The sequence below is a fragment of the Streptomyces sp. NPDC048473 genome (assembly GCF_043200155.1).
Lineage (GTDB): Bacteria > Actinomycetota > Actinomycetes > Streptomycetales > Streptomycetaceae > Streptomyces.
Genome location: NZ_JBICXE010000026.1, coordinates 1 through 24,635 on the forward strand (window position 1 = coordinate 1; position 24,635 = coordinate 24,635).

At 67.5% G+C, this 24,635-nt stretch carries 17 protein-coding genes and 1 pseudogene; 12 read left to right on the forward strand and 6 right to left on the reverse strand.

The annotated features are described in order from the left end of the window. Positions 1 to 94: 94 nt before the first annotated feature. Genes ACGFU7_RS31975 through ACGFU7_RS31985 form a run of 3 tightly spaced genes read left to right on the forward strand, consistent with a single transcriptional unit; the run spans position 95 to position 3,938 of the window. A complete protein-coding gene (locus ACGFU7_RS31975; RefSeq protein ID WP_393700447.1) occupies positions 95 to 862 on the forward strand; it encodes a tyrosine-type recombinase/integrase in 768 nt (255 codons plus the stop codon). Continuing rightward, positions 859 to 3,378 carry a tyrosine-type recombinase/integrase gene (locus ACGFU7_RS31980; protein WP_393700449.1) on the forward strand — a complete coding sequence of 840 codons (2,520 nt, stop codon included), beginning with the start codon at positions 859 to 861 and terminating at the stop codon, positions 3,376 to 3,378. The genes ACGFU7_RS31975 and ACGFU7_RS31980 overlap by 4 nt, the downstream gene beginning before the upstream one ends. Continuing rightward, positions 3,375 to 3,938 carry a DUF6262 family protein gene (locus ACGFU7_RS31985; RefSeq protein WP_393700451.1) on the forward strand — a complete coding sequence of 188 codons (564 nt, stop codon included), beginning with the start codon at positions 3,375 to 3,377 and terminating at the stop codon, positions 3,936 to 3,938. The genes ACGFU7_RS31980 and ACGFU7_RS31985 overlap by 4 nt, the downstream gene beginning before the upstream one ends. Positions 3,939 to 4,117: 179 nt before the next feature. Here the strand turns inward: ACGFU7_RS31985 and ACGFU7_RS31990 are convergent, their stop codons facing one another. The 4 genes and pseudogenes from ACGFU7_RS31990 to ACGFU7_RS32005 form a co-directional block, all read right to left on the reverse strand. Further along, entirely contained in the window at positions 4,118 to 4,348 is a 231-nt protein-coding gene (locus ACGFU7_RS31990; protein ID WP_393700453.1) for a hypothetical protein, read from the reverse strand. A 17-nt stretch (positions 4,349 to 4,365) separates the two neighbouring features. Further along, positions 4,366 to 5,092, reverse strand: a pseudogene (locus ACGFU7_RS31995) (IS5 family transposase); the annotation flags it as partial. A gap of 343 nt (positions 5,093 to 5,435) precedes the next feature. Beyond that, the gene (locus ACGFU7_RS32000) at positions 5,436 to 6,212 is read right to left on the reverse strand and encodes a hypothetical protein (protein WP_393700454.1); all 777 of its coding nucleotides are present in this window, start codon (positions 6,210 to 6,212) and stop codon (positions 5,436 to 5,438) included. Between the two features lie 117 nt (positions 6,213 to 6,329). Next, on the reverse strand, positions 6,330 to 7,202 hold the full coding sequence (locus ACGFU7_RS32005; RefSeq protein WP_393700456.1) for a hypothetical protein: 873 nt from the start codon (positions 7,200 to 7,202) through the stop codon (positions 6,330 to 6,332). 157 nt (positions 7,203 to 7,359) lie between these two features. On the opposite strand from ACGFU7_RS32005, the gene ACGFU7_RS32010 reads away from it, so the two are divergent. Together ACGFU7_RS32010 and ACGFU7_RS32015 are read left to right on the forward strand one after the other, a co-directional pair. Further along, entirely contained in the window at positions 7,360 to 10,167 is a 2,808-nt protein-coding gene (locus ACGFU7_RS32010) for a toll/interleukin-1 receptor domain-containing protein (RefSeq protein ID WP_393700457.1), read from the forward strand. 29 nt (positions 10,168 to 10,196) lie between these two features. After that, a complete protein-coding gene (locus ACGFU7_RS32015) occupies positions 10,197 to 10,877 on the forward strand; it encodes a hypothetical protein (protein WP_393700459.1) in 681 nt (226 codons plus the stop codon). Between the two features lie 10 nt (positions 10,878 to 10,887). Here the strand turns inward: ACGFU7_RS32015 and ACGFU7_RS32020 are convergent, their stop codons facing one another. Further along, a complete protein-coding gene (locus tag ACGFU7_RS32020) occupies positions 10,888 to 13,680 on the reverse strand; it encodes a TIR domain-containing protein (RefSeq protein ID WP_393700461.1) in 2,793 nt (930 codons plus the stop codon). Then, positions 13,677 to 14,147 carry a hypothetical protein gene (locus tag ACGFU7_RS32025; RefSeq protein ID WP_393700463.1) on the reverse strand — a complete coding sequence of 157 codons (471 nt, stop codon included), beginning with the start codon at positions 14,145 to 14,147 and terminating at the stop codon, positions 13,677 to 13,679. The genes ACGFU7_RS32020 and ACGFU7_RS32025 overlap by 4 nt, the downstream gene beginning before the upstream one ends. A 936-nt stretch (positions 14,148 to 15,083) precedes the next feature. Here ACGFU7_RS32025 and ACGFU7_RS32030 point away from each other — a divergent pair. The 7 genes from ACGFU7_RS32030 to ACGFU7_RS32060 all read left to right on the forward strand — a co-directional run bounded on the left by ACGFU7_RS32030 (position 15,084) and on the right by ACGFU7_RS32060 (position 24,330). Then, positions 15,084 to 15,473, forward strand: coding sequence for a hypothetical protein (locus ACGFU7_RS32030; RefSeq protein WP_393700464.1), 390 nt, complete (start codon positions 15,084 to 15,086; stop codon positions 15,471 to 15,473). Positions 15,474 to 15,748: 275 nt separating this feature from the next. Continuing rightward, on the forward strand, positions 15,749 to 15,976 hold the full coding sequence (locus tag ACGFU7_RS32035) for a hypothetical protein (RefSeq protein ID WP_393700466.1): 228 nt from the start codon (positions 15,749 to 15,751) through the stop codon (positions 15,974 to 15,976). Further along, on the forward strand, positions 15,973 to 17,247 hold the full coding sequence (locus ACGFU7_RS32040; protein WP_393700467.1) for an MFS transporter: 1,275 nt from the start codon (positions 15,973 to 15,975) through the stop codon (positions 17,245 to 17,247). The genes ACGFU7_RS32035 and ACGFU7_RS32040 overlap by 4 nt, the downstream gene beginning before the upstream one ends. 113 nt (positions 17,248 to 17,360) lie before the next feature. Then, a complete protein-coding gene (locus tag ACGFU7_RS32045; RefSeq protein WP_393700469.1) occupies positions 17,361 to 18,518 on the forward strand; it encodes an NUDIX domain-containing protein in 1,158 nt (385 codons plus the stop codon). A gap of 554 nt (positions 18,519 to 19,072) precedes the next feature. Further along, entirely contained in the window at positions 19,073 to 19,549 is a 477-nt protein-coding gene (locus ACGFU7_RS32050; RefSeq protein WP_393700470.1) for a hypothetical protein, read from the forward strand. Positions 19,550 to 19,656: 107 nt separating this feature from the next. Continuing rightward, positions 19,657 to 19,986: a CU044_2847 family protein gene (locus ACGFU7_RS32055; RefSeq protein ID WP_393700471.1), complete on the forward strand. Its 330-nt coding sequence runs from the start codon at positions 19,657 to 19,659 to the stop codon at positions 19,984 to 19,986. Positions 19,987 to 20,064: 78 nt separating this feature from the next. Next, positions 20,065 to 24,330 carry a trypsin-like peptidase domain-containing protein gene (locus ACGFU7_RS32060; protein WP_393700472.1) on the forward strand — a complete coding sequence of 1,422 codons (4,266 nt, stop codon included), beginning with the start codon at positions 20,065 to 20,067 and terminating at the stop codon, positions 24,328 to 24,330. The last annotated feature ends 305 nt before the right edge of the window (positions 24,331 to 24,635 follow it).

Sequence of the window (24,635 nt, forward strand, 5' to 3'; positions counted from 1 at the left end):
CTCCGCCACACCGGCCGCGACTACCACCGGCCCCTACGAGCCCTCGGTCTCACGTGACGAACCCAGACAGATCTCGATCATGCAATGACCCTGGGTGCCAGCCGAGGTGGCGGCGTCGTTGACGGAGCCGCGGTATCTGGCATATCTGCCATCGGGATTCGACCCAGGAGAACAGGGCCAGTTCCGCAACGTCCGGGCACGGATGCTGAAGTACTCCGCCTCGGTGGAAGCTCCGCGGTGGTTGTCCGACGAGCAGATCGAGCAGCTTCGGGCGGCCGCCATTCGGGGCCGGGACCGCTTCTTGGTGTCTCTGCTGGCCTGCACCGGGATGCGGATCGGTGAGGCGTTGGGGTTGCACCGGCAGGACATGCACCTGCTATCGAACTCCGAGTTGCTGGGCTGCCAGGTGGCAGGACCGCACGTGCACGTGCGGCGCAGGCTGAACGCGAACGGGGCCCTGGCCAAGTCACGGTTCTCACGGTGGATTCCGGTGACCGACGACCTGGTCGACGGGTATGCGGAGTACCTGCATGAGAGGGCCGCGCAGTTGCCGGGCCAGATAGACAGCGACGGCGTGTTCGTGAACCTGTATGCGGGACGGCGGGGCCAGCCGATGACGTATGTGGCCGCGAAGGACATGTTCGACCGGCTTGCGCGGAGAGTGGGGTTTGAGGCTCGTCCGCACATGCTGCGGCACTCCGCGGCCACGCGCTGGATCCGTGCGGGCATCGACCGCGATGTGGTGCAGCGGTTGCTGGGTCATGCTTCGGCGTCGTCGCTGGATGTGTATCTGCACGCCGGTGATGACGAGCTTCGGGAAGCCGTCACTCGGGTCGCAGCCGGGCGGGAGGTTCACGCATGACGCTGGCCGTCGTCCCGGAGCCGGGCGCAACCGGTCCGGAGGGCATCGACCTGCAGGCGTGGAAAAGCTGGCTGGGCACCGTCATTGAGGCCGACTGGCGGCCTGGCGAGTGGGACGGGCAGACGCTGCTGTTCACCGGAGATGTGGACAACCCGCGTACCCGCGCATATTCCTGCAAGACCCTGGCCTGTTCCACGGTGGTGCACACCAACAGCTTTTGTGCCAAGTGCATCAAGCAGATGAAGGCCGACGGCTGCTCGGCCGAGGCGTTCGCCGCAAGCTATGTTCCGCCGCGCCTGGCGGTTGCCAGCGGGCAGGGTCCCGCCCGCTGCGCGGTCCAGCACGCGGAGCGACGTTGCGGCTACCCGGCCTCCGCGCGGGGACTTTGCATCGATCACTACGGGGGCTGGCGCGAGCACTCCGGGCGACCGGCCTTCTCCGTCGCAGAGTTGACGGCTTGGGTAGCGGCGTCCGGAGTTCATATCGAGGACCAGGTGCCCGACTGTGCAGTGCCGGGGTGTGTCAGCGCGGTGGCCCCGCGGCGGGTTCTGTGCGCGTACCACCGCCGGGCTCGAACCGCGGCCACCAAGCGCGGAGAGGCAGGGGCCGATGCGGCCTCTTGGGCGCATGAACAGATCCCGTTTCTGTTGCAGCACCAGTTCTCGCTGCGCCCTTTGGGCGAGTTGATGCGCTTGGAGTTCCTCTACGCCCTGCAGCAGCGGGACGCGCGCGGCGCGAAGCTGGACACCCAATGTGTGCGTCACATGATGCGGACTTTCACTGGTGCTACGAGCCTGCTGCTCATTGACCGGGCGGACGCCTTGGTGCTCGTGGAGCGGGCGTCGAACAACACCCGTGCGCACGTGAAGGAGTTCTTTCGGCACGCCCGCGCCGGATACGAGCAAGCACTCGGACGCGGCCCGCGCGACGGCGAGGTGTGGGACGCGGTCAGTGCCAAGCTGGCCTCGCGATATAGCCGCTCCGGACTTCGCTACAACCAGGGCACGATCGACTTCACGAAGATCACCCAGCCGTGGTTGCGTCGCGCGGCGTTGGGGTGGGCGCGGGCCATGGACCCGGACACGTTCCTACTGCGCCGCACCCTGGACTCCTGCTTGCGGGCCTCGGTGGCGCTGCAGTCGCGCCCAGGCGGCGGGCATAACCCGGCCGCCCTGACGTTCGCCGACATGGACGCAGTGGTCGAGGCGTTCAAAGACGCCCGCAAACCGGACGGCGAACGCTACGCCGACACTCATCGCCGCTACCAACTGACGAAGTTCTTCCATCTGTTGGACTTCGGCCGCAAGGCCGGGCTGCTGGAGGAACTGGCCGGCGGGTTCGCCCGCCACCCGTCCCACATGATCCCCGCAGAGGAACGCGATGACGACGAGGCCGGCAAGGCCGTCCCCGAACCGGTCATCGCCCAGCTCGACGCGCAGGTGAACTCCCTTGGTGCCGGCTTCTCTTACGGCCAGATGGCGCCGGCCGACGTGCAGCTGATGTTCCAGACCACGTATGTGGTGCTCCGCGACACCGGACGCCGGCCCATCGAGGTCTGCTCACTCAAGACCAATTGCCTGGAGATCGACGGCGACGATGTCACTCTGATCTGGGACAACCATAAGAAGAAGCGCTACCGACGCCGCCTGCCGATCACCACCGACACCGCCGGCGCGATCCAGCGCTGGACGCAGCGTCGCGATCAGCTGAATCTCCCACCGAACAGCCGCACCTACCTGTTCCCGGCGATCTCCGCCGACACGGGCGTTCCCCACCTGATCTCTGGAAACCTGGCCCGGGCGACCCGCGCCTGGGTCGACGCGCTGCCCAGGCTTCTCTCCGGAAGCCTCGATCGCGACGGTGCCCCGCTGCCCTTCGATACTGAGGACATCTTTCCGTACGCGTTCCGGCACTCGTACGCCCAACGACACGCCGATGCGGGGGTACGTCCCGACGTGCTCCGCGATTTGATGGACCACCGTTCAGTGGACACGACCATGGGCTACTACAAGGTCTCCCTGGAGCGAAAACGCGCCGCCGTGGCCACCATGCGCCTGCACGTGGTCGATCGCTCCGGACAGCCAACTCCCATGGCCTCGTCGACCGCCTACCAGGCACGCTCCGTGGCCGTGCCCTACGGCAACTGCACCGAGCCGACCAACATCAAAGCCGGCGGCAAGAGCTGCCCGTTGCGCTTCCAGTGCGCTGGCTGCGGCTTCTATCGCCCCGACCCCTCCTACCTGCCCGCCATCGAAGAACACCTCCACCAGCTGCGCACCGACCGGGAGACCGCTCACGCGCTGGACGCGGCTGGCTTCGTCACCCGCAACCTCACCGACCAGATCGACGCCTACACCGAAGTCGCCGAGAAGATGAACAAGCAGCTCGCCGAGCTCCCCACTGACCAGCAGACCGAGATCGACGAAGCCGCACGGATCCTACGCAAGGCCCGCGCCGCCGACGGCCGCACTCTGCTCCCGCTCACCGTGATCAACCGCGACGAGGGCGTCTCATGACCAGTACACGAAGCCCTGGCCAGGTGCTTCGAGAGGCCCGCCGCAAAGACAGCCGTGACAAACGTGCCCGGGTCCTGCACACGCTCGATGCCCTCCTGACCCGCGGCGAACCGGTCACCTTCACCGCAGTCGCCAAGGCGGCAGGGGTCTCGAACTGGCTCGTCTATGCGCCCGGCGTCCGCGAGCACATCGAAGCCGCCCGCACCCAACAGGCCCGCACCGCAACCAGAGGCGACGGATCCCGATCGACGGGCGGCGCTCTCAATACCCGCACTGACCTGGAAGTTCTTCGCGCCGACAACCAACGACTCCGCGGCCAGGTCGCCGACCTCAAGGACGTCTTGCAGCGCCAGCTCGGCCGACAACTCGACCAGCTACAGGCCACTGACCTCACGAAACGGATCGGTGAGCTGACAGCCGAAAACCAGGAACTGAACAGCAAGCTCACCCTGCTCCAACACGAAAAACGAGATCTCGAGCGGGGACTCGCCGAAACCAACGACGACCTCATCGCCTCCCGGGCAAGTCTCCGGCGCATGATCCGAACCGAGAACACCTGAGTGGGCGTTAAGTCCGTTCCTGGTAGCGTCCTCGGCGGGCTGGGTTAGGAAGCCTTGGCGGAGGAGGCGTCCGAGACGAGCGCGGGTGACGTTGACCGATGCCTCGTCGGTGGGCATGCCGAGAAGTTCGTGCAGCTCACGGGCTCGGAATTCCTGGTCGGGGTGCTGGTTGAAGGCATTCACGATGTGGCCTGGTAGGCGGTGGACTTCTCGGCGGGTTCGGGTTCGCCGCCTCCATCTGGCGCGAGTTCGGCGATGGCCTTGGCGGTGGTGGCCAGATCCGTGAGCCTTGCCTCGGTCTCGTCCAGAGTGGCGGTCAGGCGCTCGATCTGGTCGCGTAGTTCACCGGCTCTGGCCTCGGTCTCGGCGTGCTGGGCCTTAAGGTCGGCCAGGAGCTCGATGACGTTCACGTGGCAAGCTCGAGAGTGTCGGGCCGGAGACGCCGGTGCAACATCAACGTGCCGTTGGTCTGCTCCACGATCCACCGCTTCGGCTGCGGGACGAAGCCTTTTCCCTGGTCGGCGGGGTTGCGGGGGACGACCTCGAAGTCGATATCCAACAGGGCGCCGTGGATGACAACTTGGTCCTTGAAGCCCTGGTCCACCAGGGCCTTCTCCATCCGGTTCCCGCACCGCTCGGCCGCCTGGTCGAACAGAGCGACGCCGGCCGTGTTGTCGTGGGCGGAGGCGGCCAGCACCACGACACCGATGATCAACCCCAGTACGTCCACGGCCAGTCTCCGCTTGCGGCCCGAGACCTTCTTGTTGGCGTCCAGTCCCGTCGTGGTCTTCGGGACACCGGCGGCCGCACGCACGGACTGGGTGTCGAGGATCACGAGGGAAGGGTCCTCTAAGCGGCGAGCCCTCTCCCGCACTCCTGAATCCTCTGGTCAAGCCCGTCCTCGCGCCACAGCCCGAAGTGGTACAAGACCGCCGACCAGGCCGGGAAGTCATGCGGAAGGAGGCGCCACAGGCAGCCGTCCGGTTCTGATAGAAGATCGCGTTCACGACCTCCCGCAGGTCGCAGGACCCGGGATCGCCGGTCGCCGACCGGGCCACCCGGTCCTGCTTCCAGGCCGTGATCACCGGCTCGATCAACAACCACTGCTCGTCCGATAAGTCGCTGAGGTACGGCTCTCTCTTCACGCCCCGCATCTCGACATGGACATGACCGGCAGGTGGCCCGCACCGCGATCAGTACCACGATCGAGTGATCACGAACCGAGCAAGATCGGATTCAACGCCCACTCGTACGCAAGCTGTACTCACTCCTCGGGCGTGCGGGGGCGTACATGGTGGCTGCGTGGCGTCCGTCGGTTGCCGGTGGGGCCGTCACGCTTGCGGACGGATGTAGGCAGCGGCCGTGGTGAAGGTCAGAGACGGGTGAGAATTGCTGGCCAGGATGTTCCTCCTGCGTCGCACCCGGACGTTCGACGGGGAGGCTGCGGGCTGTTCCTGCTCATGCGGCGCTGACCTCGGGCGCCGGGATGCCGGTCGGTCAGGCGGTGCTGGTCGGGCTCGGGGGCGTGCCCTGGTTCGCCGGCGTGCCCTGGCCGGGGACCGTGTTCGCGCGGCGGGTCGTGGGCCAGCCGGAGCGGCGAAGGTGGTGCTCGGGGTTGCGAATGCCCGCGATCTCGCCGAGGCCCACGATGTAGGGGCGCATGCTGCTCTGGAGTTCACGCAGGGCCTGCCGGAACTCCGCGTTGTCCGGCCACGCCGACTCGCTCTCGCCGGGGTTGGCCTCCTCGAAGGCATGCAGCCGGGGATGCCAGGTCGCCAGGAACGGCGCGAGCTCGAAGTTGAGGATGTCCAGGACGAGTTCGTGGACGGAGTCGCCCTCGTGCGGGGGCGGTGGAGCGCTGCCCGACTCCAGCGGTTCGCGGTACATGTCGAACAGCGTCTTCAGGGACGTGAGCGCCTCCCGCAGATTGCCGCTTCCGTCCTCCAGCGGGCGCGTCGCCACGCGCGTCGCGGCCTGGAAGAACATGCGCAGAGCCGCCTTGCGCATGTCCGTGTTCGCTTTGAACGTCATCTCGCTGCCCGGCAGGACGAGCCGTACCTCGGTCAGCTGGACCGATCTGCGGTACACATCGGTACCCAGGATCACGACGAGGCCGACGATGCCGCCGACCGCGACGCAGAGCGACTGACCGCCCGTCCGGCTGATCGAGTACGCGGCCACGCCCGCGACTCCGCCGCCCGCCACGGCCAGCACGGTCCGCCCCACCGTGCGCAACCCCGTGGCGAAGGACCGCCGCCCTCCACGTAACGTCACTTTTCCGCTCCCCCTTGCCGTCGCCCCCGGTCAGACGGGATTCGAGTTGTCGGATCCCTGCTCACCGGGATCACCACACCGCGCGCCGGACACTGTGTCAGTGGGGAACCTATCGGTTCAGACGCGCCCTCGCAGTCGCTCGACCCCAACGGCTGTCAGAGAGGCGATCTCCAGGGGCGACCGGGTGCCAGTGAGTACGCGATTCTCCTGTGCGGTCAGGCCGTTGGTCAGACCTCTGGGGAGGTGGCCAGCCCGTCCGGGCTCGTCCACGAGCGCCCGCAGTCGTCGCAGTCCGTCGACGAGGCGCGGGTCGAGGTGGGGTGAGGCGGTGTCCGGCGCTCGGGGCGCGTCGGGGGCGGCCTCGACGCCGAGCGTCCTCGCGATGTCGGCGGTCACTCCTCCGAAGCCGGCCGCGAGGTAGCAGGGTCGGCCCGCCTCCAGGGCCAGCAGCGCCTCCTCCAGCAGGCCCGGCAGGGACCCGAGGAACCCGTCGCGCTTGCCGCCCAGCAGCAGTTGACCGTCGACCCGGCCTGTCAGGTGGCGGCGCATGCCGGTGAGTGCGCGAGCCCTGGTCGCGGGGTCGGATTCCGGCACCGGTTCCTCGCCCCGGCCTTCGGCGGGATCGACCGGCTCGCCGTCGACGCTGAGGCAGACCAGTTCGCCGTGGCGGGCGAACTCCTTGAGCCGGGCGGCGAGTTCGGACAACGGTGCCGCCCTGTGCTCGTACCAAGCGAGGCAGTGAAGCAGAGGGCGGGACGCCGGGGCTACCTCGCGCACCTGGTTGAGGAGCAGGCCGGTGTAGCCGTCCTGACGCAGGTTGCCGCCGTAGGCCAGACTGGCGCCCGCCGAGAGCAGGAGCCGTACCAGCTCGCCCAGGGTCGTGCGGAACCGCGCCTCGTCCAGGCCAAGTGAGGGCAGGTCAGCACTCGTTCCGACGGAGACGCCGATCCGTGTTCCCTCCAGGGCATCCGCCGGCAGTGCAGTGGTCACGGGTGTCCTCCGTTCTCGTGGCGTCGTGCGCGAGCCGGGCCCGTGCCCCGCCATCCGTGCGACGTTTTCCTCATCCTGTCCTGGGCACGATACCTACGCCACAAGGCGGGTCGCCATCCGGAAAGGACGCGGGGGAGCTGATGGGACGGGCGGGGAGGTGAGTCCCGGGCTGCGAAGGGCAAGCGGGAGCGGGGAGTTCGCCTACGACGCCTTCCTCTCCTACAGCCACGCCTGGGACAAGGACATCGCGAAGGCCTTCCAACACGTGCTGCAGGGATTCGACCGTCCCTGGTACCGGCCCAGGAGCCTGAAGCTCTTCCGCGATGAGACGAACCTCGGGGCAAGTCCCCACCTGTGGCGGGAGATCGAGCAGGGACTGACCGGTTCTCGGTGGCTCGTCGTGATGGCGAGCCCCGCCGCCGCGGAGTCCGTGTGGGTGCGCCAGGAGATCCGCTGGTGGCTCACCCACCGGTCGGCGGACACCCTCCTCGTCGGCTGGACCGACGGCACGCTGGCCTGGAACGCGGAGCAGTCGTCGTTCGACTGGTTGCGGACCGACGCCCTGCCGCGAGAAGAGATAGCCCAGGCCTTCGAGCAGGAGCCCCGCTGGGTCGACCTGCGCTGGCTGCGCAGCCCGGAACAGGCTGGTTCGGACCCGCGTCTGATCGAGTGCGTCGCGGAGTTCGTCGCCCCGCTGACCGGCCGCTCGAAGGACGAACTGATCGGCGCCCACGTACGCCGGCGCCGCCGCACCCGCCACGTGGTGCAGGCCACCGTCGCCGTGCTCACCGCGCTGCTCCTCCTCGCCGTGGCCGGCGGGATCACCGCGTATCAGCAGCGCAACAACGCGCGCGCCCAGACCCTGGTCGCGCAGTCCCGGCAACTCGTCGCCGAGGCGACGTCCATGAGGGACAGTCAGCCGGATCTGGCGCGGCAGCTCCTGGTGCAGGCCTACCGCCTTGCGCCGACGGCCGAGGCGGTGGGAGCGCTCGTCGAGAGTCACTCGATGTCCCGCGTCGTCCCGGGGCGCGGTCCAGTGCAGGCCGCCGCCTTCAGCAGCCGGGGCCTTCTCGCCGTGGCCGACGACCGCGTCCGCCTGCTCAACTCCGCCGACGACACGGCCGAGCCGGTCGTCGTGGCCCACGGACAGAGCCGGGTGACGGCCGTCGCCTTCAGCCCGGACGGCCGGGAGCTGGCGCTCGGCGGCGAGAACGGCACCGTACGGCTGCTGGACGTGACGGACGGCGGGCGGGCCCACACCCTGGCCGTGTCGACCGCGGCGGCAGGCCACCGGGGGATCCTCGCCCTCGTCCTCGCCTCCGGTGGGCGGCTGGTCGCCATGACGGACAGGGGAGGCGCCGTCCTGGACGTCTCGGACGTACAGCGGCCGCGGACGGTCGGAACCTTCACCGGCGCCCCGATCGCGGCGAGCCCCCACGGCGACCTGATCGCCACTGAGGACCGTCAGGAAGAGGACAGAACGACGCTGCGGCTGTGGACCGTGTCCCAATCCGCGCGACTCCGACGGGCGGCCCCCCTCACCGCGCCACCCGGCACTCCCGGAACACCGCAGCGCGTGGCGTTCAGCCGGGACGGCCAGGCGATCGCCGTCGCAGGCGAGGACAACGTGCGGATGTGGGACGTCTCGGACCCCGCTCGTCCGGTTGCCCGGCCCGAGCTGTACACACAGAGCCGCACGGGCATCCAGGCGGTCGCATTCGCTCCGGACGGGGCCACCCTAGCCACCGGGGACAGTGACGGGGTGGTCTCCCTATGGGACGTCTCCGACCCGCTGCGGCCCCGCGCGGGCGCCCGCCTCAACAGCCTCGAAACCCCGGTGCGCGCCGTGTCCTTCGGCCCGGACGGCCAGACCGTGGCCGCTGCCGAAGGAGACGACCACGAATCCGGCACGGTGCGGCTGTGGTCGGTGGCGGGCAGCGACCAGACCTCCGCGTCCGCCACCCTGCCCTCCGAGGGGGAATTCCCGCCGGCCTTCAGCCCGGACAGCCGCCTGCTCGCCGCCGGCGGAGCACCCACCACCCTGTGGCGGGTGGACGACACCTGGGCGCCCCGGCCGGCCGGGGCACTGGAGTCGTTCTACAACCCCGGCCAGGCCGTGGCCTTCGGTGCCGCCGGACACACCGTGTTCTCGGGACTGCCGGTGAAGGCCTGGGACACGAGCGACCCGGCGCACCCGCGTGACCTCTCCCCGGCGACGGTCCGCACGAGCGGCGCGGAGAGCATCAGCGTGAACCCCGTACGACCCCTGCTGGCCGTAGGGATACTGCTGCAGAATACGGTTCAGCTGTGGGACATCGGCGACCGGAAGCGGCCCGCACTGCTCGGCACGCTCGCCGGCGCTGCCCCGGAGCGTCAGGGCCTGGCGTTCAGTTCTGACGGCGCGCTGCTCGCGGCGCCGACCGGTGACGGCGGCGTACGGCTCTGGCGCGTCGCGCGACACAGTCGGCCCGTGGCCGTGGGAGACGTCACGGCATCCCAGCGGAATACCACCTCGCTCGCCTTCGCCCCGCATCACCGGACCCTGCTGGTAGGCGATAAGTCCGGGAGGATCACCATGTGGGACGTCACCCACCCCGACCGGCCCGTGCGGCAAGGCGCGTCGACCCGGCACACCGGCGCCGTCACCGGACTGGCCGTCCACCCGAGCGGCAAACTCGCGGCCACCGCCGGACTGGACGGCCACATCCTGCTCTGGGACATAGCGAACCCGTCCCAGCCGGTCGAGGTCGCCTCGCTGACCAGCGGCGGTCTTTTCCCCTCCGCAGCCGTGGGATTCAGCCCGGACGGGCGAGTTCTGGCGGTCGCCGGCGACGCGGGAACCCGGCTGTGGACCGTGGACCGGACCGCCATCCTGCGCGACCTGTGCGCCCAGTCACCCCGTATCACCCGAGACCAGTGGCAGCAGTACCTCCCAGGACGGCCCTACGACCCGCCCTGCGCCTGACCCCCCACGCCGAGACGGAGGACCGACCCGTGGCAACCCGCCTGCAGCGCATCGTCCCGCTCACCGCGTTACTCGTCCTCGCGCTGACGACCAGCGCCTGCGACACACCGAGTCCCGCGCCGCCCGTCAAGTCGTCGAAGAACTCGGCGGACTCACACGCGCCGGACGCCTCCGCATCGTCCGGCGCGGCGGCCTCGGTCACGATCGTCGGACCGGCGCCGTCCGACCTGCACGACGTCGACTGGACGAAGACGCCCGCCCCGGGCGCGTTCTGCGGTGTGCCGGACCTCGTCCGATTCGACGCGCAAGGGCAGGCCACGGCCAAGTCCACCGTCTGGGGAAAGGTGAGCCTCATGCGCGGACGAACGGTCCTGTACGGCGACACCGACGGCGACCACCGTGACGAGGCCGCCGTATACCTCGGCTGCGGTGACGGCGTCACCCAGAACGGCCAGATCCTGGCGGCGTACGCGGTCTACACGCACGTGGGCAAGAACCTCGCCGTGATCGGCACGATCACCCCGCGCAGGAGGTCCGCGGCGTACGGCACGGCACTCGTGGGACTGGACTTCGCGACGGGCCGGATCGTGGCCCACGAGAAGTGGTACCGCGCGAACGACCCGCACTGCTGCCCGACCGGCGACGCCACCACGGTCTGGTACCGCCACGGCGACCGGCTGACGCCAGGCACCACTCACGTCACCTCGTGAGGGCGCCACTTCACTTTGCTCCGGACTTCGGACAGAACGGCCGGTAGGCGGGGCCTGTGGGTACGTAGGCGCGCCACCGGCCGGCGGTGAACGCACCCCGTGCCCATGAGCACAGCGTGCGCACCGGATCCACCGTCGCGTCGACACCCCATAGCCGCGCCGTCTTGTCCTCGCCCCAACTGATGACCGTCCTGCCACTGGGATCGAAGACCGCGCCGGCGACGGCACCGCTGTGCCCTTGAAGCGGCTCGCCGATCTGGCGCCGGGTACCTACGTCCCAGAGCCTGACCGTCTGATCCATACTGCCGCTGACCAGCACTTTCCCGTTGGGGCTGAACGCCACGGAGTTCACGCCGCTGAGATGTCCGGTCAACGGTTCCCCGACCTGTTTGCGCGTGGCCGCGCTCCAGAGCCGGACGGTGTTGTCGCGGCTCGCGGTGGCGATCACCTTGCCGTCGGGGCTGAACGCCACGGCCATGATGTCTGCCGTGTGGCCGGGCGCCGTCTCGCCGATGCGGCGACGTGTGGCGACGTCCCAGAGCGCCACTGTGTCGTCTTGGGTGTTGGCGGCGATGGTGTGACCGTCAGGGCTGAACGTGAGCGTCCATCCGGTGACACCGGGCACCGTTCCGATCTGACGATGTGTCGCCAGATTCCATATGCGTATGGAGTCCCTGGTGGAGGTGGCAAGGGTTTTGCCATCGGGACTGAAGGCCAGGGCGTAATCGGCACTGGTGCGGCCGTCGTTTGGCAACTTGCCCGTCTGACGTCGGGTTTTGAGGTCCCAGAGCCTCACCCCGGACTCTGTTCCATACGTGTTGGCGGTCGCGATCACCCTGCTGTCGGGGCTGAAAGCGATCGTGGGGTCCGTGGGCGTCCGGCCCAAGTCCAAGGGGCCGCCGATCTGGCGGCGTGTGGCGACGTTCCAGAAGCGCACGACGTCGTCGGAACGAGTAACGGCCAGGGTCCGCCCGTCCGGGCTGACAACCGTCTTACTGAGCTCCCCCGTATCGATCGACGGTCCGGTCTGCCGTTGTGCGCGGATATTCCACAGCCGAACTGTGGTGTCGTTACTGGCAGTTGCCAGGGTCGATCCGTCCGGGCTGAAGGTCATGTCCTCGATCGGACCCGTGTGGCCGGTGAAGGGTGCTCCCACCGGACTGTGCTGGGCGACGTTCCAGAGTTGCACGCTGCCGTTGCTGTAGGCGGCGGCGAACATCGTGCCGTCGGGGCTGAAGGCCACCGAATCGGCCGACCAGCCATTGGCCGTGAACGGCTTCCCAGCTGGTTTTCGGGTCGAGGTGTTCCAGAGCCGGACGCTGCCGTCGTAATCGGAGGCGGCGATGGTCCTGCCGTCTTTGCTGAAGGCGACCGACGTGACGCTGATGCCGTGTACGCCCATCTTCTTGCTGAGGGGCACACGGGAGCGGGCGTCCCAGAGTTGTACGCCGTCAGCGTCTGCGGTGGCGAACGTTCTGCCGTCGGGACTGAAGGCCACCCCGTCGACGAAGGAGTCCCGACCGCCGAGTGGCTTGCCGATCTGGCGATGTGCTGCCACGTCCCACATGCGTACGGCCGCCCCGGAGTCGTGGTCGCCGGTGGTGACAAGAGTCCCGCCGTCAGGGCTGAAGGCCACCGAATTGAGCGCCCCGGAACGGGGGTTGAGCGCGTCACCGATCTGTCTGCGGTCGGCGACGTTCCAGAGCCGGACAGTGCCGTCCGCGCTCGCGCTGGCCAGGGTCCGCCCGCCCGGTCCGAAGGCCAACGACGAAATGCCTTGGTTGTGCCCGATGAACGGGGCACCGACCTTCTGCTGTGTGGCCGCGTCCCAGAGCCGCACGATGCCGTCTCCGCCTCCGGAGGCGATGGTCTTGCCGTCCGGGCTGTAGGCCACCGATCCCACGGGCCAGGAGTGCGCGAGCAAACCTGTTTCCGGGTTGACGGCGGCGTTGAGAACCGCGAGATGGGATTCCGGAGTGGGGTCGATCCGCCAGGCCGCCAGCGCTTTCAGCCGGGCGCCGAACGGGTCACGGGTCGCGAGGAAGGAACTCTGGCTGATCAGCTGCTGTGCGACGGCATGGTCGCGCTGGCGGGTGGCCTCGGCGCGTTGGACGAGCGCGATCACCGACACCGTGCTCGTGATCAGGAGGAGTAACCCCAAGATCGCGGCGGTGATCCTGGCCGTTCGCAGGTTGCGCCGGGTGTCGCGCATGCCTTCCGACTTGAGGTCGTCCTCGGGAAGGCCACGCACGACGGATGCGATGCCGAGGGCGACGCCGTCTACATCGGGCAGCAGATCCGCGCCGTCGTCGGGGTGGCGCAGGTCCACGGTCTTCCAGACCGGTTGCTGCTCGAACCGTCCGGACAATCGGGTGGGGAGTGCCGTCGACAACTCCGGTTTCCAGTCGCCGCGTTGCTCGTCCCACACCAATTGTCCGTCGGACACGACGAGAAGGATGCTGTCGACCGACCGGTTCTCCAGCCACCACTCTATTTCCCGGTCGACCCATGCCGATGCTTTCGCCTCCGGCGACGCCATGACCACGAGCCATTCGGAGCGGGAAAGACCGGCCTCGATCTTCCCCCAGAGCTGCGGTCCGATCGATACTCCGCTGTCATCGAGGAACACTCTGATCCGAGGCGGCTTGTACCAGGGGCGGGACTGCCTTTCGATGGTCCGTTGCAGGTGCGGCAGCCATTGCCGGTCGCGATCCCCGCTGTACGAGAGAAAGACGCCGTACCCGAGTTCGGTCCTGATCCGTCCCTGGCGGACAACCCGTGACCGCAGCCAGGCGAACGTCATGCGGCCGGCAGGTATTCGTGGCCGTTCCAGTGCAGCGTGACGTTTGTCGTGGAGCCTTCGGCGCAGCTGGGGACGCAGGAATTCCCGGACTTGACGATCGTGTACCGGCCGTCTCCACCAGGGCCGACGAGCCGCGCGTTGTAGTAGGCGAGCTTCGCGCTCCTGTAGTGATCCTCAGGGCTCGACCAGCCGATGTCCTCGAACCCTTCCTTGTTCGGCACCAGGACCAGGACCCCGTCGTAGCGGCCCGGGTTGTAGATCACGAAGGTGTTCTTGGTGGTATCGGATTCGGGTGTGGCGAAGTGCAGTTCGTTCTTGTAGATGTCCACGTCGATTGTCTTGAGTGCGTGACCGTTACCGGTGACGGCTGCGACGCACCCTTTCGGGTCCAGGGCGACGGCTCGCCTGACCAGGAATGCGCGGACCTCTCCGAGGTCGGGATGTTTGATGTCCCGGTGATCCAGCACCTTTCCTGAACACTTCGCGGAGGTGGGTGGCTTGGCCGGGAACGAGGCGTGTGGGGGAGCCGGTGCCGGTGAGTGGACCGGCGTGCTCGTGCCACCTGCGCACCCGCTTGCGAAAATCACCATAAGAGCCAGGACAGGCACGGCCAGCCGAGCCTTTGTCGAGGCGAATGCGCACCCTGGAAGCTGCCGACGTAAATTCTGCGAAGAGCGGGAAACGCTGGCAGACATGGTATGCCCCCTGTGTCCGAGTGAGGTCGGTCGGCTGGACGGTGAATCGGGATTTTACCCAGGTGCGCTCGGCGTACGGGCGGGCATTGCCAGGATGACGGGAAGTTTTTGATGACCGTAGACGATGGACGACTACTGTGGCCTCAACTCGGCTGTGGTCACGGTGGTCTTCGGGACACCGGCGGCCGCACGCACGGACTGGGTATCGAGGTTCACGAGGGAAGGGCCCTCCAAGTGGCCGGTTCTCTCCCGCACCTGACAGCGCAGAAGCCCCCTGAATCCGCTGGTCAAGCCCGACCTCGCGTCACAGCCCGAAGTAGTACAACACCGCCGACCAGGCCGGGAAGTCATGCGGAAGGAGGGGCCACTGGCAGCCGTCCGGTTCTGATAGAAGATCGCGTTCACGACCTCCCGCAGGACCCGGGATCGCCGGTCGCCGACCGGGCCGGCTCTCTCTTCACGTCCCGCACTTCAACATGGAGGTGACCAGCAGGCGGCCCGCACCGCGATCAGTACCACGATCGAGCGATCACGAACCGAGAAGGATCGGATTTAACGCCCACTCACGAAACAACAAGCCGGTAACGGAAATCCAGCCTCATAACGCCCTCCGAGAGGGCGTCTACCACGTTCGCCATAAGACGATCTTGGACACCCTCGTTCTCGTCTCCGCAGGCACCCCTTGGACCACACCACCAGGAGGAACCAGTGTCGTACCCGCAACCGCTCTCCCCCGAGGACAAACTCGCCGACGCGAAGAAGCAGCTGAGCCTCCCGCGTATCGTCGTGATCTGCGGCTCCACCCGTTTCATGACGAAGATGACCGAGGCCGATCTGCGGGAGACCAAAGCCGGAAAGATTGTCGTCAAGCCGGGTTTCGACATGAACTCGCCACACGAACTCTGGTCCGATCCCATCGAGGCCAAGGCGCTGAAGGTTCGACTCGACGAGCTGCACCGCGCGAAGATCCGGCTCGCTGATGAGGTGCTCGTAGTCGGCGACTACATCGGAGACAGCACCCGAGCCGAAATTACCTACGCCCGGTCGCTGGGCAAGCCCCTGCGGTTCACGCACCCCGAAGTCGACCCCGGCGCCTGACTGCCCATCCGTACACCCTCCGCAGGCACCCCTTGAGATTGATCATCTAGGGCAGTGCCCGCTCCGCGGACTCCACGACCCACCTGAGGAAGATCATGACTTTCCGACTGTGGATCTCGCACAGCCGGGAACATGCCTTACGTACCTGAAGACAAGCTCGAAGTCCAACTGCGACCGACACTTGACAGCTATAGATAACGCTGGACCCGCACGCGGAGATCGCCGCGTTCGAAGGCCTGTGGTCACTCGCGGAAGAAGGCCACGCGGTCGTACTCGTGACACACCGCCTCGCGGCCACGGCCAACGCCGACCGCATTTACGTCCTCGACCAGGGCCGAGTAGCCGAGGAAGGCACCCACGAGCAGCTCATGGCCCGGCCTGACGGCATCTACCAGTCGATGTTCACCGCCCAGGCCGCCCAATACGGGGCCACCGCGCCTGCCGTTCCCGCGCAGCACGGGCACGCCCCGGCACCGAACCCGGTGAAGGGCGGCCCGCAGTGAACGCCGCTGCGCCCGCTGCCAGTCTGTGGCGGCACGCGGACTTCCGACGCTACTGGGGCGGGCAGGCCGTCACCGTTGCCGGTTTCGGGATCACCACCATCGGCATCTCGGTCATCGCCGTGGTGGACCTGCACGCCTCGACCATGCACGTGGCACTGATCGCCGTCGCAGGAAAGCTGCCCCCGCTGCTGCTTTCCCTCCACGCCGGCGTCCTCGCCGACCGCTGCCGCAAGCGGCCGATCATTATCAGCTGCGATGTCCTGTGCGCCGTCTCCCTGGCCAGCATCCCCCTCGCTCAGCTGATGGCCGAGATCACCCTGGGACAGCTGTACGCGGTCGCGTTCCTCGTCTCCGCACTCCAGGTGATCGGCAGCAACGCCTCGATCAGCTACCTCCCGATCCTGCTGCGCGGGGAGCAGCTCAAGGAAGGGAACTCCAAGCTCGGCGCGACCAACTCGCTCGCCGACCTGGCCGGGAACAACCTGGGCGGCCTCCTGGTCACCCTGCTGGGCGCCGCCCGCGCGATCGCACTGGACGCGGTCTCCTACCTGATCTGCGCCTTCTGCCTGCTCCGCATCCGCCACCGTGAACCCGAACCGGAGCCCCGGCCCGCGGGCACCAGCCAGTGGACAGAGATCCGCGAAGGCCTCGACTACACCCTCAAAGCACCCCTCGTGCGGTCCATCGTCCTGTCCAACGCCACCACGTCCTTCGCCCTCGCCGCCAGCTCAGCACTCTGGTCCCTGTACCTTTTGCGTGAATTGGGCTGGAGTCCCGCTGTGCTCGGCATCGTCATGGGGGTCGGCGGGGTCGGCGGGTTCCTCGGTGCCGTCCTGTGGAGACCCCTGGAGCGACGCTGGGGAGCCGGGCCCGTCATGCTCACCGCCCTGGCCCTCAACCCAGCCGCCCAGATCCCCCTGCTCATCGTCGGCCCCGGCGCCACCGGACAGATCGCCATCGGCGCCGGAATGCTCGTCCAGACCTGTGCCGCCGTTGCACACGGCGGACTGCAGCGCAGCGTCCGCCAAGAGCTCTGCCCCGACCATCTGCAGGGACGCGCCCAGGCAACCGGTGCATGGCTCGCCTTCGGCCTGCGCCCCCTCGCCGCGCTCCTCGCCGGGGCATTCGGCACCCTCGTCGGACTGCGCCCCACCCTCGGCGCGATCACCTGCCTGCTCTGCGCACCGTTCGTGATCCTGTGGTGCTCACCGGTGCGTGTCCTGCACACCGCCGGCGCCCGCGCACCCGACGCCGTCCGAGGCGCCGCCTGATGCCCCGCCCAGCATCAGATCGCATCACAATCGCCATTCCGCGCAGCGACCCCCACCGCCCGTCTCCCACCGAGCCCGTCGGAGCCTGCATCCGCCACATGAAAGGTGCCGCCATGCCGCCCGCCCGATCCGACATCCGCAACCTCCTCAAGGAATACCTGGAGCACCACCCCGCAGAACGGGAGCAACTCGAGCCGCTCGTCGCCGCGCTCGACTCCGAGGCCGAACCCACCAGCCGCGCAACGCTGCCCGGACACATCACGTGCAGCGCCGCGGTGATCGACCGTGATCGACGCGTCCTGCACATCGGCCACAAAGCATCGCGGAAGCTACTCGCTCCAGGTGGCCACGTCGAGGATGACCGGACCCTTCTGGCTGCGGCCCTGCGGGAAGTGTGCGAGGAAACCGGGCTCCGCCCCGCGGACCTGTGCCTGACCCCACAGGTCCTCGGTGCTCCGATCGACATCGACGTCCACGACAGCGACGCCAACCCGACCAAGGGCGAGCCCGCCCACCAGCACATCGACTTCCGCTTCGCGTTCTACCTCGTCACAGGGCAACCGCCGCTGCTCGCGCTACAGGATGAGGAGGTCTCCGGCGCCCAGTGGCTGCCGTTCGCCGACGTCAGGTCCCCGACGCTGCGCGCCAAGCTCCTGAACCATGACCTCGACGGGCAGCCGGAACCCGTCAACGCATCCGCACTGATCCACGACGGCCGCGGTCGCTATCTGCTTCATCTGAGGGATCAGCGCGAGGGCATCTGGGAGCCGGGGGTGCTCGCCCTCCTGGGCGGCGGCCGCGAGACGGGCGACCCCTGCCTGGAGGCGACCTTGCGGCGGGAGCTCGCCGAGGAAGCCCCCGGCCTGAAAGTCCCGCACCTGACGCCGTACGCCGTGGAAGAGGCTACGAGCGTGGACGGGCTCGCCGTTCCGATCCAGGTCTACGCGGGCCGCTGGAACGGTGATCCCGACACAGTGGACCTGCAAGAAGGCGTGCTGCTCAGATGGTTCACCCCCGACATGCTGGACCGGCTGCGCCTGAGTCCGGGCCTCGGTGACCTTGTCCGCCGTCACGCCACCGAGCACCCTGCGGCCAAAGGCCCGCCGGACACCATCCATCTGTCACACGACGAGGCGCCGGCGGGGACAGAGCTCCACATCGTCGGCGTCCACCTCTACCTCCAGGACGAGCACGACCGGATCCTCCTCGGCTTGCGTCACCCCAACTCGAAGTACGCGCTGAACGAGTGGCATTTCCTGGCCGTTCATTAGGCAAGCCAGTTGTCGGGATTGATGTTGTCGGATCGGTCGTCGGCCCCTTTCCCCCGCAGCGGCGGGGCGCCCGGGCAAGAACACCGAGCGCCGGATCGTTATCTACGGTTGTCAAGCGAACTTCCTGCGAGGCGACCGCGACCGACTTGGTCTCCTTCTTCTGGACCTGGGGCTCGTCCAGCACCGGCGACGAGCCCGGATCGCCCGGGTGTTCGCCCACGTACCCGCGCGGGCGGGCATCGTCCACGCGTTTTTCCGCCGCAGATCCGGCAGCAGCCCCTCGACTGGATCCGCGAACACCTCCCGCGGCTCAGGCCCCGCCAATAGGGGATCGAACCCGCCAGCAAGGCCACCAACTCCTCGACCGGCACACCGACTTGCTCCTCGGTCACGCTCATCAGCATGTCCGCTCAACGACACAACCGATCACCAGTCACATGATCTGCCGTTGTAGTACTTGATACGTCCGAGGTCGAGAACGCACTGGCCGGAGTCCACGACCAGGCCTGCCGGGACTTCATCACGGACGACACCAAGGGAGGCGCGAGGCCGGCGTGAACGACGAGACACGGCTGCGCATCCGGCACACCTTCGACCGGCTCTCCGCGGGCGGCAGAGCGCTCACGGACATCGACCGCGCGCTGATGGAGGCGTTCGAGCGGCTGATGCACGGGCTGCCCGAGCTTACCGACGGCAAGATCACGGTCGTGAATCTCCTGGAAGCGCCGCAGACCCGCGGCCCGGAACCGGAGGAACTGGCGAGCGGAGGTATCCCGGCTGAAGAAGGGCGGAACGTGAGTTCCGCAGCGAGCACGCTGCCGGATCCGGGAGCTGAAGGACACCGTGGCCACCTACGCCAACCAGATCCAGGACCTGACCTTGCGCAACGCCAAACTGGAGGCGCACAACGCCCGCCTCCTCGAACGGCTGCGTCATTTGGGAGAGAACGTCGCAGTCCTGCTGGCTCTGATCCCTCCGTTGCCTCTGATCTGGTGCATCACCTGCGGTTCGCACCGCCGTCGACGGTGTGACTATGCGTCGTAGGAAGGGCCGTGCAGGTTGTTCCAAACCGCGCATTATCTGATGTACAACCAGATAACGTTGGGCCAGCTGGATTTCGACGGGGAAGGGTGGGCTAGTGCGCAGTCTTGCGCGTCTTGCGCTGGAAGATGGCAGCTCGATCTTGGTCGAAGCGCCGGACGTCTCCGAGGGGCCGGTGAAAGCTGGGCGAGTCGGCGACGCGATTCGTGAGCTTCCGCTGAGTATGCAGGCGGCCCTGCGTCCGGTCACGGAGATGGCTCGGACGGCGGTGCAGCAGTTGCGGGAGGCGGGACCGGACTCGGTGGAAATCGAGTTCGGGGTGGACATCGCAACTCAGGCGGGTGCGGTGATTGCCCGAAGTGAGGCGAGTTGCCACCTGAAGGTGACTGTGGCTTGGCAGCGCGAGTCCAACGACGAGGCCCGCTGATTCCGCGGAACGAGGAGGACTCGCGGGGTGTCGGCGGATATAGCAGCTTCACGTCCCAGCCATGAGCCCAGCCGCAAAATGCAGGCAGCGGTTGCACAGGTGTTGTCGACCAAGGGCGAGGTGGCCGGAGCGGCATTCCTGACCGCTGAAGGCGTGGTGTTCACCTGCGCGCATGTGGTGCGGGATGCCGGGTTCGGGCCTGGCGACGTCATGCGGCTCAGGTTTCCGCAGGCGGTGGGGGCTCCGCAGGCCGAAGGAGAGGTGCTGGCCGAGCCGTGGCGGGCCCCGGAAGGCGATGATGTCGCGGTGATCCGACTGCGGGACACACCGTCAGCGGTGCATGGCCTGGGATTGGGGTCCGCTGCCGGGTGTCAGGGGCACCGGGTGCGCTGCTTCGGGTTTCCCAACCAGGCCCCACCCGCCGGACACTTCGGCTACGCAGTGTCCGGCGACCTCTTGTCCAAGGGCGGTGATGGCGAGCATGCCGATCACGATGTGGCTGATGACAACGGTGAAAGACTGTTGTTGCAGCTGACCGCGGCCAACGATCTAACCCGGGGATTCAGCGGTGGGCCGGTCGTCGACGACGTCACTGGTCTGGTGATCGGCATGGTCACCGCTATCACCGCGCCCGACGAGCACCTACGAGGGCAGGACATCGCCTACGCGACTCCGACGCAGATCCTGCGTCGGGTGTGGCCTGACCTGGCCGTGCGCGAGGTGTGCCCGTACCGCGGCCTGGAGCCCCTCACTGCCGAGCACACGGCCTGGTTCCACGGCCGCGACACCGCCAAGAACGCCGTAGTGGCTTCGCTGGCCGGGCAGCGCCGCATCCTACTGCTCCTGGGCCCGTCAGGCTCGGGCAAGTCCTCACTGATCCAGGCTGGCGTTCTGCCTGAACTCCCTGAGCTCGCAGAGCTGCCGGGCAGCGACCAATGGCAAACCATCCTGGCTCCCCGCCCCGGAGAGGACCTAGCGGTCGAGCTGGAACGGCAGGGCCTAGCCGGCGCCGCCACTGACGGCCTCGTCGCCGCCGTACAGCACCGCTTAGCGGCCAACCCGACCTGTGAGCGTCTCCTGCTCGTCATCGACCAATTCGAAGAGCTCCTCGCCCGCTCCGGAACGTCTCAGCCCACGCAGACAGGACAGGAAGGCGAAACGGACTCGCCCGACCACACCCCGGAGACGGTGTTCGAGCAGTTGGCGTCACTGGTCAAGGCCCCGGTGGCGGCCACGGTCATCCTGATCATGCGGGATGACTTCTATCCGCACCTCGCCGCCCGAGCCCCGGAACTCCTTGAAGCCGCCGCTCCCGGCCTGCTCAACGTGCCCGCCACGTTGAGCAGAAAAGACCTGCACGCCATCATCACCGGACCCGCCCGAGCCGTCGGCCTACGGATCGAAGCAGGACTGACCGAGCGCATCATCCGCGACGTTCTGGCTGCCGATCCGCGGGCCGCCACCGGAACAGCGCCCGCCACCCTGCTCACGCCCCTGCAACTGACCCTGCAGCAGCTGTGTGAGCCCGAACGCTGCACTGATGGTCTTCTCACTCATGCCGCCTACGAACGCGTCGGTCAGATCACCGGAGCCCTCACCAGATGGTCCAACGACGCCGTCAATAAACTGCCCTCAAGCCAGCGGGCCACCGCCCGCCGCATCCTCACTGCCCTGGTACGCCCTGCCGATCCCGCTCGGCAAGTCCCTGCTACTCGTCAGCAGGTTCCCCTCGACACGCTGCGCGACCTAGCCACCGATACGACCGACCAGGCGGATCCAGTCGCCGGCGACACTACTGATGCAGTACTGGACGCGCTCGTTGGCCACCGAATCATTACCACTCACTCGCGCGACCCCGGGCCTCCCCCCGTCGGTGTGGTCGCCGAACTCATCCACGACATCCTCATCAGGGACTGGGGCGATCTACGCGAGTGGGTGGCCCTGGACCGCAAGTTCCACACCTGGCTCCACCGCGCTGAGGGACAACACACCCGTTGGCATCAACACCACAATCCAGACGACCTACTGCATGGCACCGACCTTGCCGACGGACTGGACTGGTCCCGGAAACGCGGACTACCCAGCGATATCGCGGAGTTCGTCGATGCTAGTCGACTAAGCCAACAAGCCGCCCTGCGCCGCACCAGACGCCTCAACATCATCCTGGTCGGCGCGCTCATTGGAGCCCTCATCGCCGCAGGTCTGGCCTTCTGGCAACGCCAGACCGCCGTCGAGGCACAACAACGGGCTCTGTCCCGACAGCTTGCCGCCCAGTCCAGCGCTCTCATCGGCGCCGACCCCGACCTGGCTTCCCTGCTCGCTATCGAGGCTTATCGCACCAGCCACACAGAGGAAGCCAGCCAAAGCCTCTACGCAGCCGCTGCCCTCCCCCTCAAACGCCGGATGACCACACGTGCCACCAGTGTTGACGATGCGATGGCACTCAGTCCGGACGGCCGCACCGTGGCCACCGGCGGTGACGACGGTGCTGTAGAGCGATGGGACGTGGCCACCGGCAGTGCCCGCCGCACCTTCACCAGCGAGACCGACCCACACGGTGGCGTGTCCTCGTTGGCGTTCAGCCCGGACGGCCGCATCTTGGCCACCGGTAGAGATGACGGCACCGTAGAGCTGCGGGATGCGGCCACTGGCGCAACCACGCGAGCTTTCCTTACCCATCACACCGCCGCGTCTGACGCCTTCGTGTCATCGATGGCGTTTAGCCCGAACGGCCGTATCATCGCCGCTCGTGGCGACGACGGCACCGTAGAGCTGCGGGACGCGAGCACTGGCCATTCCCTTACACCCCTCGTCGGGCATGCCGATGATGTGCTGTCGGTGGCGTTCAGCCCGGATAGCCGCACCCTCGCCACCGGGGGCACGGACGGGAAGGTGCGTTTGTGGGACGTGGCCACCGGCCATACCCGCACCACCATCCCCGGAGTCAAGGCTTTTATTGAGTCGGTGGCGTTCAGCCCAGACGGCCGCACCCTCGCCATTGGCAACTTCCGCACGGTGCGGTTGTGGGACGTGGCCGCTGGCCGCACCCGCACCACCCTCACAGGATTCATCGGCGCTAGCATCGATGTGGCGTTCAGTCCAGACGGTCGCACTCTGGCCACCGGCGGCTCCAATGAAAAGCTGCGGCTGTGGGACGTGGCCACCGGCCTCTCCCGCGTTACTCTCACCGACCAGAGTACGCATTCGGTGGCGTTCAGCCCAGACGGCAGCACCCTCATCACCCACAGCGGCCGCTCCATAGCGGTGTGGGATGTGGCCAGCAGCCGCGCCACCCTCACAGGCGCCGCTGTGGGCCTAACTGCCGGGGAGTTGGCGTTCAGCCCGGACGGTCGAACCCTGGCCACCGGCGGTGGCGACAAGAACGTGCTGCTGTGGGATGTGGCCACTGGCCGCATCCGCACCACCCTGACCGGACACCGGGACTACGTGTTGTCGGTGGCGTTCAGCCCAGACGGTCGCACTCTGGCGGACAGGCACATCGACGGAAAGGTGCAGCTGTGGGACGTGGCCACCGGCCGCACCCGCACTACCCTTACCGCCATTAGCAGCTCAAATGTGCCAGTGATATTCAGCCCGGACAGTCGCACCCTGGTCGGCGGGGGCGACTCCTACGACACGGTGAAATTGTGGGATGTGGCCACCGGCCGCTCCCGCACCACCTTCACCGCCGACGACGTTATAGCCTCGGTGGCGTTCAGCGTAGACGGCAGCAGCCTTGCCATTGGTAGCAACAGCGGCACGGTCAAGCTGTGGGATGTGGCCACCGGCCACGCCCGCACCATCCTCACCGGCCGCGCAGGTTATGACAGCGTGTCGGTGGCGTTCAGTCCGGACGGCCGTACTCTGGCCATGAGGAGCAATAGCGGCACGGTGCGGCTGTGGGATGTAGGAACTGGTGATATCCGCACCACCCTTGCGACGCTCGGCGGCTACCCCGTCTTGGGTGGGCCCCTGGCATTTGGTCCGGACGGTCGCACCCTGGCCACTGGCAGCTATGACGGCACAGTGCGGCTGTGGGATCTGGGCACCGGCCATATCCGTACAGTCCTCACCGGACACACACGCTATGTGTCGTCGGTGGCGTTCAGTCCGGACGGTCACACTCTGGCCACTGGCAGCTATGACGGCACAGTGCGGCTGTGGGACGTAGACCTGCCTGACCAAACGCAGGCGATCAAGAAGATTTGTGAGGCAGTCGGCCGGAACCTCACCACAAGGGAACAGGCAGAGTTTCTCCCGGGCCAGCCGACGATGCCCGCCCTGAGTCAATTGGAGGCATCGCGGAGAGAAGTGAACCAACGGGTGTGTTCCACAGGGAACTGACGACAGTTGCATACGAGAGGGCCTGCGCGGCGCCGTCTTGAAGATGATCAGGAAGATCGCGGACGAGACCTGTCTTTATGAGCCCGCCTCAACTACATTCACGCGCTTTCTGGGTTCCATTCTTCGAAGATGGCCTGCACATCGCTCTGGAAGAGTGATAAGCGGCGTTGCCGCTTGGTCCCTTTATACGTTCCACTGACGCCCGGCTCGTTGCTTCGTTCCACCCCTCTGTCATGCGGCCAGGCAGCGGTGGGCCCTTGAGACATTACTGGGCTGAGGCAGCTTGACAGACCGCATAATGAGGC